Raw genomic sequence first — 17,355 nt, 5'->3', positions numbered from 1 at the left:
GTGTACAGGGCGACAGGCGTATAAAGACAAGTTAAGTAAGGGCCGGCGAGACGAAAAACTTTCCGGCCCGTTTACTCAGTAAAGAGGGTCGTCATCCGTTTGCGGCAGCAGCCTTGGATTAAAGCAGCTTTCATAATACTGATGGATAGACGTCAGACGATGGCGGTAACGCTGGTAGCGCCGCACGGCCAGTATGCCGTTGACAATAAATGAGGAAACCAGCACGAAAAACAGCAGGGTGGTGCCCACAAAACGCCATTGTCCAACGCTGTCCGGGATGCTGTGCAACGTGACGTGCCGCGTGCCGTTAGCATCGGTCTGAATGCTGGTAATAATGCCTTCGGCGCTAAACGGCGTATTTGTCAGCATGGTGGCCAGCCGCTGAAACTCATGCCACTGCTCGCGGGGAGGATAATCGTAAAGCGACATTGGCGGCAGCGCCTGATCCACAAGATCGGCGCCTTCATCGCTAATAATGACAAACCCGCCGGGAGCCGGGCTGTTGAGCGCCTGGGCCGCGCGCGCGGTCTCGCGTATAAAGAACGGCGCTGTAGAGGTGGCAACCAGGTTTTCCAGCGATTCAGCGCTAACCGGGCGCAGGATAACGTTGAGGCCGTTGAGTTTGCCGTTTCTGGCGCGACGAAGTAGCGCATCCCAGCTTTTGCTGTTACCCAGATTGACCAGCGCATTTTTCAGGCGTACGCACTCGTCAGGGCTGATACACAGCGCCTGTGTTTTCAGCACAATATCTGAGAAGTCGTATAGCAGCACCATGCCGGATTTTTGAATGGCTAAGGCAAGCTGCGGGCTGACTTTGCTATTATCGTCGTTGCCAGGGTCAGGATGGAGCTGCTTATTCACCGTATCCGACAGCGCGATGGCTTTTTCTACAATATCAGATTCCGGTAGCGGCGCCGTTTGCGCGCTATTCCAGACGATTTGTGAGCAATCGAAAGGCGTAAACGGAGAGTTCTGGCGCGGCGTATAGGTATTGGGAAGTTGGATATTGCACATGCCTGTGCCGCTGACGCGCAGCGTATCGCCAACGCGGACATTGATTTTCTCCAGCGCTTCAACACAGACTGTCTCAATGGTTTGCGCGCCTTTAAGCCACGAAAGGGTCATTTTAAGCGGCATTTCCAGCGGCGCCCACAGCATCAGCATCAACAGGATAAGCAGCGCGCCGATAGCGATGGTCAGATTACGCATCCACTGCTGTAGCGGAAAGTTCGTTACTTCATCATGCAGCGATAAAAAACGGCCCTGACGCACAACCTGGCGGTCCAGATAGATATCAATATCGGTTTTATTTCCCAGATCGTGGGCGATAAACGGCTGCCAGTGCGGCGGGTAAATCAGATCGATAATGCCAAGGGAAATATTGTTGTTTTGCTCCTGATTGGATTCGCCAAACAGGCCCCAGCGCCTGGGAGTGCCGCGCAGACAGTGTATTTCACGTAGCGTATTTTTTGCCGGCGGCGCGAACAGCCCCCACATCGCCGCCGCCAGCAGCATGATCGCGCCGCCCAGCAGCCAGGGCACCATAACCCCGGGGCTTATCACGCACAGAAATGACAACAGAAACGCCCCAACAATAAGAAACGCTTCGCGCAGGCCGTCTGGCCGGCTCAGAGCATGCTCTTCGTGGGTTTCCTGTCGAATATTAAGCAGCTCGATTTGCTCGCTTTCTTTGCCGCGAATAGACGCCTGGAGGCCTTCACTGCGCTCAAGGGTGAATTTTTTAGCTTCGCTGCGATACTCCTGCAGCGTGTGGCCGTTGAGGGCAATGATGAGCGGCAGTGTTTCGGTGCGAATAAGCTCAATATTATTATCATTGGTAATGTATTGCTCCCAGAACGGTGGGAGATGCACTTCAACGGAGTCAAGATAATAGCGCCACTTATTAGGATCGTCGGTTGACAAGCCATAGCGTGTGATCGAGCGGGTAAAAGAGAGAACCGTGTTGCTGCTGGCGTTAAGCGTAAGCGTTGCCGCGCCGGCCGGAGAAATGCCTGAATCGGTCAGAGAATCAAGATAGCCTTCTATTGCGGCGCGCTCTTGCTCGTTTAACGGCCGTTTTTCTGCGCCGGCAAAAACGGATGCAGGCTGGCCGTGGCGTAACTGCAGCACGCGGCGAAACAGCCAGACCGCAATGACCAGACACACGAGCATCGCTGCAATAAAAATGGATACAGTGTTTATGCTTTTCACGTCAAACCATCGTCATATTTTTCAAGCGCAGCAGTTCTCAACCTTTCGGCGTGATAATGGATTCTGGCAGGTATGGCGTACGGCCCGGTATACTTTTTACGTCCTGATAGCAGCGTCGGAGATGACTCGTGACAGGCTGATGAAAGCTTCCGTGCTGGCTTTGCAGATTTGGTAAGTGCAAAGCGAATCATTTCTGGCATATCCAGTAAAGTAAATATAATAGCAGAGGTATGCGCGATGAAATATAAGCAAATTCTCAGATGGATTCCATTTCCTTGATAAATTTACTGAATATACATATTAGCATCATCATGCTTGCTTGAAATTTAGGCGAAACGATTTGCGTTGCCGAAACCATGCGCGATACAGCACAATAACAGATGTGTTTCATTACCGGTCTTATCAGGATGCATAATCTGAAAAAACCAAAAATCCTCCATGTGGAAACGGTGGCGCGCTCGCGCCTGTTTAATGTTGAAGCGGTGGATCTTGAGTTCAGCAACGGCGAGCGGCGCGTTTATGAACGTATGCGCTCAAGCGGGCGTGAGGCCGTTATGATTATCCCGGTTGTGGATAACCAACTTATCCTGATTCGTGAGTATGCTGTGGGCACGGAAAGCTATGAGCTGGGTTTTGCTAAAGGGCTGATTGACCCCGGTGAAACGGTAAACGAAGCGGCAAATCGCGAGCTGAAAGAGGAAGTGGGCTTTGGCGCAGTAAAGTTTACCTTCCTGAAAAAGGTCGGTATGGCGCCTTCATACTTCTCCAGTCTGATGAATATTGTGGTGGCGGAGGAGTTGTACCCGGAATCGCTCCAGGGCGACGAACCTGAGCCGCTGGCGCAGGTTCGCTGGCCTGTAGATAATCTGCTGGGGCTGCTTAATGAGACGGATTTTAACGAAGCGCGTAATATCAGCGCGCTATTTCTGGTACGGGAATGGTTGAAAGCGCAGGGGCGGGCCTGACTTCGCGCGCAGCGGATATGGCCGCGCTCTTTAGCGAAAAAGGACTTAATAAAGCACATTGGCCTCCCCTGAACAGAAGGTCTCAGAGTGTTGACAAAGAAGGAAAAACGGGGTTTTTCCTTCTTTGTGGTAAGCAGGCGAAAATCAATGCATTGATTTTACTTATTTTTTATTGTGTTTCATCTATCCTGTCCGCGTCAGGATGGGGGTTGTCAGCAGCCTCGGCCCCCCTGAAAAGGGGGGTTTTTGTTGGTTTTGTCGGCGCGTATTCGGGGCTGGCGATAACGTCGCTCAGAGCGCGTGTTTCAGCGTACATAGCGAAGAAACGGGCAAAAAAGTATTTTTATCCGCTTCAGATTGTTGTTAAAGAAGGAAAAAACGGTTTTTTTCCTTCTTTGTGGTAAGCAGGCGAAAATCAATCCTTTGATTTTCCGTGTTTTTTATTTTTTCATCCATCCANTTTTTCCTTCTTTGTGGTAAGCAGGCGAAAATCAATGCATTGATTTTACTTATTTTTTATTGTGTTTCATCTATCCTGTCCGCGTCAGGATGGGGGTTGTCAGCAGCCTCGGCCCCCCTGAAAAGGGGGGTTTTTGTTGGTTTTGTCGGCGCGTATTCGGGGCTGGCGATAACGTCGCTCAGAGCGCGTGTTTCAGCGTACATAGCGAAGAAACGGGCAAAAAAGTATTTTTATCCGCTTCAGATTGTTGTTAAAGAAGGAAAAAACGGTTTTTTTCCTTCTTTGTGGTAAGCAGGCGAAAATCAATCCTTTGATTTTCCGTGTTTTTTATTTTTTCATCCATCCAGTCCGCGTCAGGATAGGGTTTGTCAGCAGATTCAAGCGGGCAAAAATGTGTTTTTACCCGCTTTTTGTTTGTTGGGAAAACTCAGCCGGCTCATTTTTCTTGTTTACGCCTTCCAGACGTCCCGGGCCGAAACCGCCGGCCCGGATTGCTATTAAGCTGTATCCTTTAATCCAGCATCATGAGGATTAAGGAACACAGCCTAATCTCAGGCGCCCTTGCGTGGCGTTGGACATATCAGAACAGCTCTACGGCTTCGCCATTATCATAAAGCGTCGTGCCGACATCACTGACCACCCGTTGGGTAGGCTGCGTGCCTTCTATAAAGTATTCGTCCCGACTGTTTCCGCCATTTGAAAGCTGCCCGGAATAACGATCGATCTTCATTGTTACTATGCCAGGCGGCGGCGTCAGCGGCTCTTCCGGTACGCCGTCGAGTACTGCTTTCATATAGGCATCCCATGCCGGTTGCGCTGTTTTAGCGCCGCCTTCATAACCTGATATCTGTTCGCGTATTGCGCCGGAGGCGGTGGTGCGCCCCAAATTCCGACGGTGATCGTCAAAGCCTATCCATACCGATGTCACGACACCGGGGCCATAGCCGGAGAACCAGGCGTCTTTGGAACTGTTCGTGGTGCCCGTTTTACCGCCAATATCCTTGCGCTTCAGGTCGCGTGCGGCACGCCAGCCCGTGCCCTGCCAGCCCGGTTCGCCATAAATATTAGTATTAAGCGCGCTCTTAATCAGGAACGCCAGCGGCGTGTTAATGACGTGCGGGGCATAGCCTGACGCGTTGTTTTGCGCGACCTGCGCCTGACTTGCCGGTTGCGATGGCGGCTGAGGCGACGCCTGGTCTTGTTGGGGCCGGGAAGCGGCAATGTCTTCCACATTCTGCTCCTCCGCCGCCGCTTTTTGCGTCGTGCCATAAATAACCGGCGCATTACACTGTGGGCAGGCTACTTTTGGCTGCGCTTCATAGACCGTTTGGCCCTGCACGTCCACAATGCGGGTAATGAAATAGGGTTCGATCAGGAAACCGCCGTTTGACATGACGGCATAGCCGCGTACCAACTGTAGCGGCGTGAAGGCTGCGGAGCCTAACGCCAGCGACTCGGTGCGCACAATATTCTGCGCCGGGAAGCCGAAACGCTGAAGATATTCCGCTGCGTAGTCAACGCCCATCGCACGCATGGCGCGCACCATAACGACGTTTTTCGACTGGCCCAGCCCCTGACGCAGGCGGATTGGGCCGGCATACTGCGGCGGCGAGTTCTTCGGGCGCCAGTCGGAGCCGGAACCAACATCCCAGCGCGTAATGGGCACGTCGTTGAGAATACTCGCCAGCGTCATACCCTTATCCATAGCGGCGGTGTACAGAAATGGCTTGATGTTCGAACCGACCTGACGCAACGCCTGCGTGGCGCGGTTAAATTTGCTCAGGTTGAAATCAAAGCCACCCACCAGCGCGATAATAGCCCCGTCGTGGGGGTTGAGCGAAACCAGCGCCGAGTTTACTTCAGGTATCTGGCCTAGCCACCAGCGATTCTCGTCCTGGCGTACCCAAATCTGCTGGCCGGTTCGCACCACGTCGGTGACTCTACGCGGCGTTGGACCTTGCTGCGTATCGGAACGCCACGGGCGCGCCCAGCGCACGCCGTCCATTGTCAGGTTCGCTGTGCGGCCGTCGGCAAGCATTATCGTCGCCGCGCCCGCTGCGGCGTGCGTCACCGCCGCAGGCCGCAGCGGCCCGTAAGTTGGCAGCGCCTTCAGGGCATCGGTGATTTGTTTCTGCGCCCAGGGTTTTTCGCCTGCCTTCCACAGGCGGGTCGTCGCGCCGCGATAGCCGTGGCGCATATCGTAAGCGATGACGTTATCCATCAACGCCTTTTGTCCTGCCTGCTGTATTTTACGGGTAATCGTAGTGTAGACGCGGTAGCCATCGTTGTAAGCATTCTCGCCGTAACGTTTCACCATCTCCTGGCGAACCATCTCTGCAATATAAGGTGCCGAAAATGCGATTTTTGGCGCGTGGTAGTTGGCGACCAGCGCTTCGCTACGCGCCTGATTGTATTGCGACTGGTTGATATACCCTTCGCTGAGCATCCGCGCCAGCACAACATTGCGGCGCGCGGTGGCGCGATTGAGGGAATAGAGCGGGTTGAATGTGGATGGCGCTTTGGGCAGCCCGGCGATCATGGCCATTTCGCTGAGCGTCAAATTATTAATCGTTTTGCCGAAGTAAACCTGTGCGGCGGCGCCTACGCCGTAGGCGCGATAGCCGAGATAAATTTTATTTAGATAAAGTTCGAGGATTTCATCTTTATTTAGCAACTGCTCAATACGTATTGCCAGAAATACTTCTTTAATTTTTCGAAGGAGCGTGCGTTCCGGGCTGAGATAAAAATTACGCGCCAGTTGTTGCGTAATGGTGCTTGCGCCCTGAGAGGCATGTCCGGAGAACATAGCGACGCTGACGGCACGGAAAATGCCTACCGGATCCACCCCGTGGTGTTCGTAAAAGCGGCTGTCTTCGGTAGCAACGAAAGCTTTAACCAGTTGTGGCGGTATTTCGCTTAGTTTCAGCGGGATACGGCGTTTTTCACCAAACTGATCTATAAGCTCGCCATCGGCGCTGTAGACCTGCATAGGGATCTGAAGCTGAACTTCTTTAATTGCGGCGACGTCCGGCAGTTGCGGCTCAACAAATTTGTATAAGCCGTATATCGAACCTGCTCCCAGCAGGATGCAACATATTATAAGAATGAATAAATACTTTACGAACTTCACTCGGATTTTCCCATTTAGTTTCAGCTGGGCAGTTTATAAACAAACGCGCGGTAGTATAAAGGCAAGCCAGACGCTTTGATATGTCATTTTCATCACTATAGCCAGGGAGAAGCAGCGTATGGCGTTCAGTAACTGGAAAATAGGCCTTGATATTCAGGTCGAGGGTATTGCGGCTGTCGCCGTTTCGCCGGGCAGGCGCGGCTGGCGGCTGCGGCGGTGGTGGCATTTCGCCTCGCCGCTGCAGGCGCAAACAGGCGCAACGACGCTACCGGCTACGTTAGCCGACTGGCGTCGTCAGTTACCGCTGGGCGCGCAGTTGCGGGTATCGTTCCCCGGTCTGAAAACGTTGCAACGCACGCTCCCGCGCGAACCTGCCGCCTTAAGCGAAACGCAGCGCGTGATGTACCTGGCCGGGGTTATGGGACAACAGCTTCGTATGAACGCTGCCGAACTGCAGGTGGATTATTGCGTTGGGCCTGCCGGGGAATATGCCGTGACGGCGGCACGGCGGCATGAGGTTGATATGCTGCTGGCCGCGCTGCGTCAGGTTGGGCTAATGCCTGAAATGGTTACGCCTGACGCCTGCGCGCTTGGCAGTCTGTTGGCCGCTCTTTGCGTGCAGCCCCGGGCGATGTTGATACATCGGGCGGGCGATCGCTGGCTGTGGGCGGATACAGAGCGCTGGGGCGTACTGCCCGTTGCTGATGCGCAAACCCCGCAGGCGCTCTGCCAGCGGCTGGAAGTGCAGACAAAAATGACGATAACGAGCTGCAAGCTGCTGGCGGATAAAGACATTCTTTACGTCGATCCCTGGCGTTCGCTGACGTGTCTACAGCCGCCGTTGCCGGAAGACGGCGACCGTTTTGCCGTGGCGTTGGGGCTGGCGCTGGCGAGGTGGCCGCGATGATCCCCCCGGCTAATCTGTTGGCGTGGCGCGAGCGGCGGCTGAAATCTCGCCTGCGATTCTGGCAGTTAATTATGGGTGGGACGTTATGCGCCGGGCTGATGTGGGCCGGCGTTGGTACGCTTTGCGGGCGGCAAGAGACCCTGCGTCATCGGCTGCTGGCCGATCGGGATCGCGCGTTTGTTAGCCATATTGTCTCACTCAGCGCCCAGACGCGCGCGTCACAACAGACGCTGGCCGAGCGGCAGGACAGAGCGCGGCGTTACCGACTGCGTCAGGAAAAGACCCGGCGCTGGAGCGATGCGCTTAATGCGCTGGCGCAGGCTATGCCCGATCAGGCGTGGCTGACCGTGGTGGATGTACAGGCAGAAAAAATGCGGGTGGAGGGGCTGGCGCGCGATATCGCCTGTATCGATGCGCTGGAAAAAGCGGGGCTTAAGCTTATTAGCCAGGGCGCGCTGCAACGCCAGAACAGCGGTGAGTGGCGCTTTACGATGATATTCAGTACGGAATTCGATCGTGCCTCTTTACCTTGAACGCTGGCTTACCGCGCACTGGCGTTGGCGGCTACTGAGCTGGCTGCTGGCGGCGTTGCTGACAGGCGCGGGAGCGCGGTTGATAGCGCCTGGCGAGACGTCGGCGCCGGAAAGTCATATACAGGTAATGGCGCAGATACGTGAGCATCGCCGCCTGCTAAGGAAACTGACGCCGCTTGCGAATATCCGTGAGCAACTTCGGTTACCGGCGCCGGAAGCCGCGCAGTTGCCTTTTTCGGCGCTCAGGCTTAGCCGTGAGAGCCACGCCATGCTTATGAACTGGCAGCCGGCAAAACCGCTCTCCGAATTGACGCTTGAGGTTAGCTGGGCTTGTCTTCCTGCTCTGTTCATGCTGCTGGGAAAGCAGCGTATTGAGCCAGTAGGTTTTACGCTGCAAATGCATAAGCAAGCGCTCACTTTGATACTCAGGCTTGGTGACGTTGAATGAAGGCCTGGCTACTGGCGCTGATGATCGCTTTGCCATGCCAGGCGGCGCGTAATCCCTTTATTCCTGTAACAAATCCCTGTGAAAGCCCGTTTAAGGGATGGACGTTACGCGGTATGGCGCGCTCGACAGGCGGTATGACGCTGGCGGTCATTAACACGCCGGGTGGCTGGGTCAGATTCCGGCAAGGGGATGAACCACGTTCCGGCTGGCGTATTGAGCGGATAACGGAGAATGGCGTGTATCTACATGCGTTAAATTCGTGCAAGCCTGTGAATATTCGGCGGGAAGAAAAAGGAGAACATCATGACAGACAGGAGAGGCATTATCACGCTGTTGCTGTGCCCGGCGCTGGCGGCGGCGCAGGCGCAGAGCGCCGTATCTCTGCTGATGGATGACGTGCCAGTTGCGCAGATTTTACAATCGCTTGCAGAGAGCCAGCGTTTTAGTCTGGTGATTGCGCCCGGAGTGGAAGGCAGGCTTTCTCTGAACTTTAATGCTGTTCCGTGGCAACAGGCGTTTGAAGCGGTTGCCGGCGCTGCGGGTCTGGGCTGGGAAAAGCGCGGAGATGTGCTCAGCGTTTGGCCTGGCGGCCGGCGAAGCGTGCCGCAGCCCACTACAGGCGAAGTAAAAAGTAAGCGTTTACCTACACAGCGTGAAATTTTCCCACTCAGCCACGCGGATGCGGCCGAACTGGCCATAGCGATGAAAGCCGTAGGGGATCGCCTGTTAAGCCGCCACGGCAGCGTGACGGTAGACAGGCGTACTAATCGTCTGCTGATAGACGATACGCGCGCCGCGCTTCGGGGCATTCGTACGTGGATTGAGGAGATGGATCGTCCTGTTGAGCAGGTAGAGCTTGCTGCGCATATTGTAACGATGACGCAGCAGAGTCTGCATGAACTGGGGGTAAGGTGGTTTCGTCATACAAAGTCAGCGCCGGGCGGTACGCCAGAAGGCCACGTTTTTGGGACGAATCTTACAGTGGCGCAGCCTGCTGGTTTCATCAGCTTTAATATCGGGCGTATTAACGGGCGGCAGCTTGAACTGGAGCTTTCGGCGCTGGAGCGTAAGCAGCAACTGGCGTTTATCGCCAGCCCGCGGTTGTTGGCCGCGCACCGCCAGACCGCCAGCATCAAGCAGGGAACTGAGATACCCTATGTTACGGCCTCGACGGCTAACGCCAGCGGTAATGTGCAGTTCAGAGATGCAGTGCTGGGGATGGAGGTGATGCCCACCGTTTTACCGCAACAGCGCGTTAGATTGAAACTGCGTATCAGCCAGAATGCGCCAGGGCAGAAACTTCAGCAGGCTGAAGGTGAAGTGCTGCTTATTGATAAACAGGAAATTGAGACTCAGATAGAAATAAAAGAGGGTGAAACCGTTGCGCTTGGCGGTATTTTTCAGCAGCGCGGGCGTTTTGGTAAGGATAATGTGCCGGGTTTGGGCAATGTTCCGCTGCTGGGAACGCTGTTTCGGCACAGCGCCAGCGAGCGCGAGCGACGGGAACTGGTTGTGTTTATCACTCCACGGCTGGTGAAAGCGTCGGGGCTGTAGATTCAAGGGCCTGCGTATCGGTATGACAGGGTTTCTGGACATGCCATACCGATGCGGCGCTGCGTTTTTTTATCCTGAATAAGGTTCAACCATTTGACGGCTGGAGGGAATTAGCATACAAGGTGTAGCGATTCCGTTAAGGGCGATGGGGCGTTCTTCGCGCCGGGGACCGAACTTTTACGCGATGTGCGGCAATGTCCTACATGGCGCAGGGGGGATTTAATCGGTTGCCAAACCGCCTTGAGTGTTGAGATAATTTTCAGTCTGACTCTCGCACTATAGCTAAAGAGGTTTCAGTTCATGTCCTGCTCCGTAAGGCTGGAAGGAGTGGGTTTATCATCAACGAATTGTCTTACGTAGTACCGAAAAAATGGCAGAGAAACGCAATATCTTTCTGGTTGGGCCTATGGGTGCCGGCAAAAGCACTATTGGGCGACAGTTAGCTCAGCAACTCAATATGGAATTTTATGATTCTGATCAAGAGATTGAGAAACGAACCGGAGCTGATGTGGGATGGGTCTTCGACGTAGAAGGCGAAGAAGGTTTCCGCCAGCGTGAAGAAAAAATCATCAATGAACTCACGGAAAAACAGGGTATTGTGCTGGCGACAGGCGGCGGTTCGGTAAAATCACGTGAAACCCGCAACCGCCTCTCTGCGCGTGGCGTGGTGGTTTACCTGGAAACGACTATCGAAAAGCAGCTGGCGCGTACGCAGCGCGATAAAAAGCGCCCCCTGTTGCAGGTTGAAACGCCGCCGCGCGAGGTGCTTGAATCGCTGGCTGGCGAGCGCAATCCGCTCTACGAAGAAATTGCTGACGTAACGATTCGTACAGACGACCAAAGCGCAAAAGTGGTTGCCAACCAAATTATTCATATGCTGGAAAGCAACTGATTTTGCTCCGTTAATGTTTCGCCTGCGGGCATCAGCAACAAAGGGTACTGAGCGTCATGGAGAGGTTGACTGTCACACTTGGGGAACGTAGTTACCCGATTACCATCGCGGCCGGGTTGTTCAATAAGCCGGATGCCTTCTGGCCCCTGAAGCGTGGCGAACAGGTAATGCTGGTTACCAACGAGACGCTTGCCTCTTTGTATCTGGAAAATGTTAGCGCTATGTTGGCCGATGCCGGCATGAAGGTAGACCATGTTATTTTGCCGGATGGCGAAAAATACAAAAGTCTGGCCTGCCTTGACACGGTATTTACTGCGCTGTTGCAAAAACCACACGGCCGGGATACAACGCTCGTTGCGCTGGGCGGCGGCGTTATCGGCGATCTGAGCGGCTTTGCCGCGGCCTGCTATCAGCGTGGCGTGCGTTTTATTCAGGCGCCGACCACGCTGCTTTCGCAGGTGGACTCTTCCGTGGGCGGTAAAACGGCGGTTAATCACCCGCTGGGTAAAAATATGATTGGCGCTTTCTGGCAGCCCGCTTCGGTTATTATCGATCTTAACTGCCTCAAAACGCTGCCGGCGCGTGAACTGGCGTCGGGGCTGGCGGAGGTTATTAAATACGGCATTATACTTGACGCCGACTTCTTTAACTGGCTGGAAGCGCACCTTGATGCGCTATTGCAATTGGATGACGCGGCGCTGGCGTACTGCATTCGCCGCTGCTGTGAAATTAAAGCCGACGTCGTTGCCGCCGACGAGCGGGAAAGCGGGTTACGTGCTTTACTGAATTTGGGTCATACCTTCGGCCACGCGATTGAAGCAGAAATGGGGTATGGGAACTGGCTTCACGGCGAAGCCGTAGCGGCCGGTATGGTAATGGCCGCGTATACCGCACACAGGCTTGGGCAGCTCCCGCAGTCGGACGTGCTGCGTATTATTGCATTGCTTAAACGCGCCGGGCTGCCGGTTACCGGACCCGGGGAGATGACGCCGGACAGCTATCTGCCCCATATGCTGCGGGATAAAAAAGTGCTGGGCGGCGAGCTGCGGTTAGTGCTGCCGTTGGCCATCGGGAAGAGTGAAATCCGCGCGGGTGTTGCTCACGATGTCGTTTTAAGCGCTATCGCAGATTGCCAGCCGGCGTAGCTGTATGAATAATCCGCGAGCTGGCTTATAACTTCGTGGAAGCGCTAACAAATTATTGCGGGCTTCGTCCTGCGGATGAGGTGTTAAATGGATGGGTATAAACCAGAAGACGAACTGAAAACCGATCCCAGCGATCGCCCTTCAGATCGTTTGCGACAGAATGCCGATTTCGACAATGAGCCGCGAATCAACATTGATGATGTTGATATCGATGCCGATGAACGTCACGACAGGGAAGAAAAGCCGTTTGCCGATCGCAGCGATCGCGACAGAATGCGTAAGCGTCGGGCTGCTCCGGTCGGCAGGCCGCCGGTTTCCCGTCAGCACGTTATGATGGGCATTGGCATTCTGGTGCTGTTATTGATTATTTTTGGCATCGGTTCTGCGCTGAAAGGACCTTCTTCCGACAATACCGCCAGCAGCCGCAGCGAACGCAGCATATCTCTTTCAGACGACAGCGTGCGACAGCCCTCTGGCGACGCAGAGACGCTATCCGGCAACCCGGCGCGGCCGGGAAGCGATCCGCGAGAGATTACGTTGCCGCCTGTTTCACCCACGCCGACGCAGTCGCAGCCCGTCTCGCCGCAGGAAGGGCAGCGGCGTATGGAGATTCAGGGCGATTTGAACAATGCGCTGACACCGCCGCAAAGCGAGCAGAGCTATCCGGGGCCGGTTGGCGATATGGCGAGTTCTACGCTGCCGACTCAGCCTGCGACCGTAGCGATTACCGGCAATAGCGGCGCGCGACGTCCGTCTCAGCAGACGGCGCGCGTTAACGAACCGGTGCGGCATCAGCCGCGACAGACGGCGAATGTCGCGCCGACGCACAAAACGCAGGCTGCGCGTACGCACGCCAGAATTGAGCCGAAACCTGCGGTAAAAACACAGGTAAACAGCGCGCCGTCCGCGTCAGTGAAAGCGCCGACGGCTGGCGCGGCCGCTAAAGCGAAACCCGCCGAGAAAAAAACGGCCGCTGCCGCTACAGCCGTAGCCTCAACCGACGGGGTGAAAAGCAGCACTGGCAATATCGGCGCGCTCAGGTCAGCCGCGCCGTCACATTACACGCTTCAGCTCAGCAGTTCGTCCAGCTATGCCAATTTGAATGCATGGGCGAAAAAAGAGAATTTACAGGATTATGTGGTTTACCAGACAAAACGCGAAGGCAAGCCCTGGTACGTGCTGGTTAAAGGCGTGTATGCCTCTAAAGATGAGGCAAAACGCGCGGTTTCCTCGCTGCCTTCGGATGTTCAGGCTAAAAACCCCTGGACTAAGCCCATCAGCCAGGTTCAGTCCGATCTTAAATAGCGATCGAAGCGCACATTGCTGTCGGAGCTTCTCCACAGCGGGAGAAGGTTTAAATAGTCAGGCAGCATGAAGAAAAATCGCGCTTTTTTGAAGTGGGCAGGGGGGAAGTTCCCCCTGCTGGAAGAGATCAAAAACCATCTTCCTGAGGGAGAATGTCTGGTCGAGCCCTTCGTTGGCGCTGGTTCTGTGTTTCTTAACACTGATTATCAGCGCTATGTTCTGGCGGATATCAACCGCGATCTCATTGAACTTTATAACATCGTTAAACTGCGCACGGATGACTATATCCGCGAATCGCGTAAGCTGTTTTGCGAAACCAGCAACCGGGCTGAGGCGTATTACAGTTTACGCAGTGAATTTAATCTGTGTCGTGACGATTTTCGCCGCGCGCAGTTGTTCCTTTATCTTAACCGCCACGGCTATAACGGCCTGTGTCGTTACAACCAGAGCGGCGAGTTTAATGTACCGTTTGGCCGCTACCGCCGCCCCTATTTTCCGGAAAATGAGCTTTATCATTTTGCCGAGCGGGCGCAAAACGCCACATTTCTTTGCCAGTCCTACGCTGACAGCATGAGCGGCCTGGCGCCTGGCGCGGTGGTTTATTGCGATCCGCCCTATGCGCCGCTGTCGGCAACGGCAAATTTTACGGCCTATCACACCAACAGCTTCAGCATGCAACAGCAACAGCATCTGGCGCGGCTGGCGGAAACGCTGAAAAGCGAAAAAATTCCTGTACTGATATCTAACCATGATACGGCGTTGACCCGCGTCTGGTATCAGCAGGCAAAGTTACACGTGGTGCGCGTAAGGCGTAGTATTAGCAGCAACGGTGGGACGCGTAATAAGGTGAACGAACTGTTGGCGCTTTATCAGCCCTGATTCCAGGCGTTTCGCCCGTCGCAAAATTAAAACTGGAGAAGCGGATGAAACAGTATCTGATTGCCCCCTCAATCCTGTCAGCCGATTTTGCCCGACTGGGCGAAGATACGGCTAAAGCGCTGGCGGCGGGGGCCGATGTGGTACACTTCGATGTTATGGATAACCACTATGTGCCGAATCTGACTATCGGCCCTATGGTGCTTAAGGCGCTGCGTGATTATGGCATAACCGCGCCTGTTGATGTGCATTTAATGGTGAAGCCGGTAGACAGCATTATTCCTGATTTTGCTGCGGCGGGCGCCAGTATCATTACTTTCCACCCGGAGGCGTCCGAGCATGTGGATCGTTCACTACAACTGATTAAAGAACACGGTTGTAAAGCAGGGCTGGTGCTTAACCCTGCGACCTCGCTCGACTGGCTGGATCACGTGATGGATAAGCTGGATGTGATATTGTTGATGTCCGTGAACCCCGGCTTTGGCGGCCAGTCCTTCATTCCCCATACGCTTGAAAAGTTGCGCCAGGCGCGTGCGCGTATTGATGCGTCCGGCTACGATATTCGCCTTGAAGTCGATGGCGGCGTGAAGGTCAGCAATATTCGTGAAATTGCCGCCGCTGGCGCAGACATGTTTGTTGCCGGTTCAGCGATTTTTGGCCAGCCGGATTATAAACACGTCATTGATGAAATGCGCTGTGAACTGGCGAAGGTAGAGCATGAATAAGTTAACTTCTATTCGCGGCGTGGCGTTTGATCTCGACGGTACGCTAATTGATAGCGCGCCGGGCCTGGCGTACGCGGTGGATAGCGCGTTGTATGCGCTGGAATTGCCGCAAGCTGGCGAAGAGCGGGTTATCACCTGGATAGGAAATGGCGCTGATGTGCTGATGGAACGCGCGCTGGCCTGGGCATTAACGGAAAAATCGCGACCGCAAGCCGACGATGAATTGAGAGCCATGATGCGCAGGCTGTTTGATCGCTATTATGCGCAAGCGGCGCAAGAAGGCAGTTTCCTGTTCCCCGGCGTGGTCGAAACCCTAAGCGCGCTGAAACAAAGCGACATCGCGCTGGCGCTGGTGACCAATAAGCCGACTGCTTTTGTTATGCCTATTCTCACAGCGCTCGGCATCAGTGATTTCTTTAGCGTGATTATCGGCGGTGATGACGTTGAACATAAAAAACCGCATCCCGAAGCCGTGTTGAAAGTGATGCAAAAGCTTCATTTGCAGCCAGACGCGTTGCTCTTTGTGGGAGATTCACGCAATGATATTCTGGCTGCACGGGCCGCGGGCTGCCGCTCTGTGGGCCTGACATACGGCTATAACTACGGAGAAGCGATCGCGCTTAGCAAACCTGACTACGTCTACGATCGTCTTCAAGAGATTTTGCCCCTGGTTGGGCTACCGCACTATGAACATCAGGAATGAGTAAATGACTAAGCCCATCGTCTTTAGCGGCGCGCAGCCGTCAGGAGAATTAACCATCGGGAATTATATGGGGGCGCTGCGCCAGTGGGTGAATATGCAGGATGATTATCACTGCATCTACTGCATTGTCGATCAGCACGCCATTACCGTGCGCCAGGAACCCGAAAAGCTACGTAAAGCTACGTTGGATACGCTCGCGCTTTATCTTGCCTGCGGCATCGATCCGAATAAGAGCACTATTTTTGTTCAATCGCACGTGCCGGAACATGCGCAACTGAGCTGGGTGTTGAACTGCTATACCTATTTCGGCGAGCTCAGCCGTATGACGCAGTTTAAGGATAAGTCTGCCCGCTATGCTGAAAATATTAATGCCGGTCTGTTTGATTATCCTGTGTTGATGGCGGCCGATATTTTGCTGTATCAGACCAATCAGGTGCCAGTGGGTGAAGATCAGAAACAGCATCTGGAACTGAGTCGCGACGTAGCGCAGCGTTTCAATGCGATTTATGGTGATATCTTCAGCGTGCCGGAGCCGTTTATTCCGAAGTCTGGCGCGCGTGTCATGTCGCTGCTTGAGCCGACAAAGAAAATGTCTAAGTCTGACGAAAATCGCAATAACGTTATCGGGCTGCTCGAAGATCCGAAATCCGTTGTGAAAAAGATCAAACGTGCGGTGACCGACTCCGATGAGCCGCCGGTAGTGCGCTATGACGTTGCTAACAAAGCGGGGGTCTCTAACCTGCTGGATATTTTATCCGGCGTGACGGGACAAAGTATCCCTGAGCTGGAACAGCACTTTGAAGGCAAAATGTACGGCCATCTGAAGGGGGAAGTGGCGCAGGCCGTTTCCGGCATGCTGGGGGAACTTCAGGAGCGCTATCAACGCTATCGCAATGATGACGCTTTCCTGCAGCAGGTTATGAACGACGGCGCGCGAAAAGCGCGCGCGCGCGCTGCTGAAACGGTGAAGAAAGTTTACGAGGCGATAGGTTTCGTGGCGCAGCCCTGAAAAGACGTTTTATTAGCGCCCCGGATGACGTCCGGGTTTAGTTTGTTAACAAAGAGGAAAAACGATGTTTTTCCTCTCAGTTTATTGGCAAAGAAGGAAAAAATGGGTTTTCTCCTTCTTTGTGGTAAGCAGACGAAATTCAATGCGTTGATTTTCCTTATTTTTTTATTGCGTTTCATCCATTCTGTCTGCGACAGGATGGGGGTTGACAGCAGTCTCAGAGAAAAAACGATGTGTTTCCTCTTTGTATTTAACAGATTCCATTCAACGCGTTGATTTCCCTTTTTTATTTCCCTGCCGCTTCTGGCTGTCGTTTGTAACCGCCTTAACTTCAGGCTCTCGCGCACCAGGCTGTGTCCCTTAATCCAGCAGCATCATGAGGATTAAGGCACACAGCCTGATAGTATCTCTTGTTGCCAGCCATGTTTTGCAAGGGGGTTAAGCGCCCCGCGCCGCTGAGGGATCCCCACAAACTCAGCACTAATAAACCAG

16 protein-coding genes are annotated in these 17,355 nt (G+C 54.1%); 14 read left to right on the top strand and 2 right to left on the bottom strand.

The genetic code is table 11. The features are described 5' to 3' along the window. Positions 1–75: 75 nt before the first annotated feature. Positions 76–2,202 (bottom strand): intracellular growth attenuator family protein, encoded by a 2,127-nt coding sequence (locus tag JJB97_RS12325; protein ID WP_238714335.1) that lies wholly within the window; start codon positions 2,200–2,202, stop codon positions 76–78. Positions 2,203–2,618: 416 nt separating this feature from the next. On the opposite strand from JJB97_RS12325, the gene nudE reads away from it, so the two are divergent. After that, complete coding sequence (nudE, locus tag JJB97_RS12320) at positions 2,619–3,176, top strand: ADP compounds hydrolase NudE (protein WP_238714302.1); 558 nt, start codon at positions 2,619–2,621, stop codon at positions 3,174–3,176. Beyond that, positions 3,149–3,580, top strand: coding sequence for a hypothetical protein (locus tag JJB97_RS12315; RefSeq protein WP_238714301.1), 432 nt, complete (start codon positions 3,149–3,151; stop codon positions 3,578–3,580). Before nudE ends, JJB97_RS12315 begins: the two co-directional genes overlap by 28 nt. A gap of 636 nt (positions 3,581–4,216) precedes the next feature. Here JJB97_RS12315 and mrcA read toward each other — a convergent pair. Beyond that, positions 4,217–6,766: a peptidoglycan glycosyltransferase/peptidoglycan DD-transpeptidase MrcA gene (mrcA, locus tag JJB97_RS12310; protein WP_238714300.1), complete on the bottom strand. Its 2,550-nt coding sequence runs from the start codon at positions 6,764–6,766 to the stop codon at positions 4,217–4,219. A 118-nt stretch (positions 6,767–6,884) separates the two neighbouring features. Here mrcA and JJB97_RS12305 point away from each other — a divergent pair, with 118 nt between their 5' ends. The 12 genes from JJB97_RS12305 (at position 6,885) to trpS (ending at position 16,863) form a co-directional block, all read left to right on the top strand. Beyond that, the gene (locus tag JJB97_RS12305; protein ID WP_238714299.1) at positions 6,885–7,673 is read left to right on the top strand and encodes a pilus assembly protein; all 789 of its coding nucleotides are present in this window, start codon (positions 6,885–6,887) and stop codon (positions 7,671–7,673) included. Continuing rightward, positions 7,670–8,206, top strand: coding sequence for a PilN domain-containing protein (locus JJB97_RS12300; RefSeq protein WP_238714298.1), 537 nt, complete (start codon positions 7,670–7,672; stop codon positions 8,204–8,206). The genes JJB97_RS12305 and JJB97_RS12300 overlap by 4 nt, the downstream gene beginning before the upstream one ends. Further along, the gene (locus JJB97_RS12295; RefSeq protein ID WP_238714297.1) at positions 8,190–8,654 is read left to right on the top strand and encodes a HofO family protein; all 465 of its coding nucleotides are present in this window, start codon (positions 8,190–8,192) and stop codon (positions 8,652–8,654) included. The genes JJB97_RS12300 and JJB97_RS12295 overlap by 17 nt, the downstream gene beginning before the upstream one ends. Further along, positions 8,651–9,049 (top strand): HofP DNA utilization family protein, encoded by a 399-nt coding sequence (locus tag JJB97_RS12290; protein WP_238714296.1) that lies wholly within the window; start codon positions 8,651–8,653, stop codon positions 9,047–9,049. Before JJB97_RS12295 ends, JJB97_RS12290 begins: the two co-directional genes overlap by 4 nt. After that, complete coding sequence (gene pilQ / locus JJB97_RS12285; RefSeq protein WP_238714295.1) at positions 8,958–10,208, top strand: type IV pilus secretin PilQ; 1,251 nt, start codon at positions 8,958–8,960, stop codon at positions 10,206–10,208. Before JJB97_RS12290 ends, pilQ begins: the two co-directional genes overlap by 92 nt. A 370-nt stretch (positions 10,209–10,578) precedes the next feature. After that, positions 10,579–11,100, top strand: a complete 522-nt coding sequence (gene aroK / locus JJB97_RS12280; RefSeq protein ID WP_238714294.1) for a shikimate kinase AroK — start codon at positions 10,579–10,581, stop codon at positions 11,098–11,100. 56 nt (positions 11,101–11,156) lie between these two features. After that, the gene (gene aroB / locus JJB97_RS12275) at positions 11,157–12,245 is read left to right on the top strand and encodes a 3-dehydroquinate synthase (RefSeq protein WP_238714293.1); all 1,089 of its coding nucleotides are present in this window, start codon (positions 11,157–11,159) and stop codon (positions 12,243–12,245) included. A gap of 87 nt (positions 12,246–12,332) precedes the next feature. Beyond that, complete coding sequence (gene damX, locus JJB97_RS12270) at positions 12,333–13,550, top strand: cell division protein DamX (RefSeq protein ID WP_238714292.1); 1,218 nt, start codon at positions 12,333–12,335, stop codon at positions 13,548–13,550. A 66-nt stretch (positions 13,551–13,616) separates the two neighbouring features. Next, positions 13,617–14,429 (top strand): adenine-specific DNA-methyltransferase, encoded by an 813-nt coding sequence (gene dam, locus JJB97_RS12265; RefSeq protein ID WP_238714291.1) that lies wholly within the window; start codon positions 13,617–13,619, stop codon positions 14,427–14,429. Positions 14,430–14,473: 44 nt separating this feature from the next. Then, complete coding sequence (rpe, locus tag JJB97_RS12260; protein WP_238714290.1) at positions 14,474–15,151, top strand: ribulose-phosphate 3-epimerase; 678 nt, start codon at positions 14,474–14,476, stop codon at positions 15,149–15,151. Then, on the top strand, positions 15,144–15,854 hold the full coding sequence (locus tag JJB97_RS12255; protein WP_238714289.1) for a phosphoglycolate phosphatase: 711 nt from the start codon (positions 15,144–15,146) through the stop codon (positions 15,852–15,854). The genes rpe and JJB97_RS12255 overlap by 8 nt, the downstream gene beginning before the upstream one ends. 4 nt (positions 15,855–15,858) lie before the next feature. Then, positions 15,859–16,863: a tryptophan--tRNA ligase gene (gene trpS, locus JJB97_RS12250; protein ID WP_238714288.1), complete on the top strand. Its 1,005-nt coding sequence runs from the start codon at positions 15,859–15,861 to the stop codon at positions 16,861–16,863. Positions 16,864–17,355 lie beyond the last annotated feature (492 nt).

Source organism: Tenebrionibacter intestinalis, from assembly GCF_016632365.1.
In the GTDB taxonomy this organism is placed as follows: Bacteria; Pseudomonadota; Gammaproteobacteria; order Enterobacterales; family Enterobacteriaceae; genus Tenebrionibacter; species Tenebrionibacter intestinalis.
This window is presented reverse-complemented; position numbering and strand designations above follow the sequence as displayed.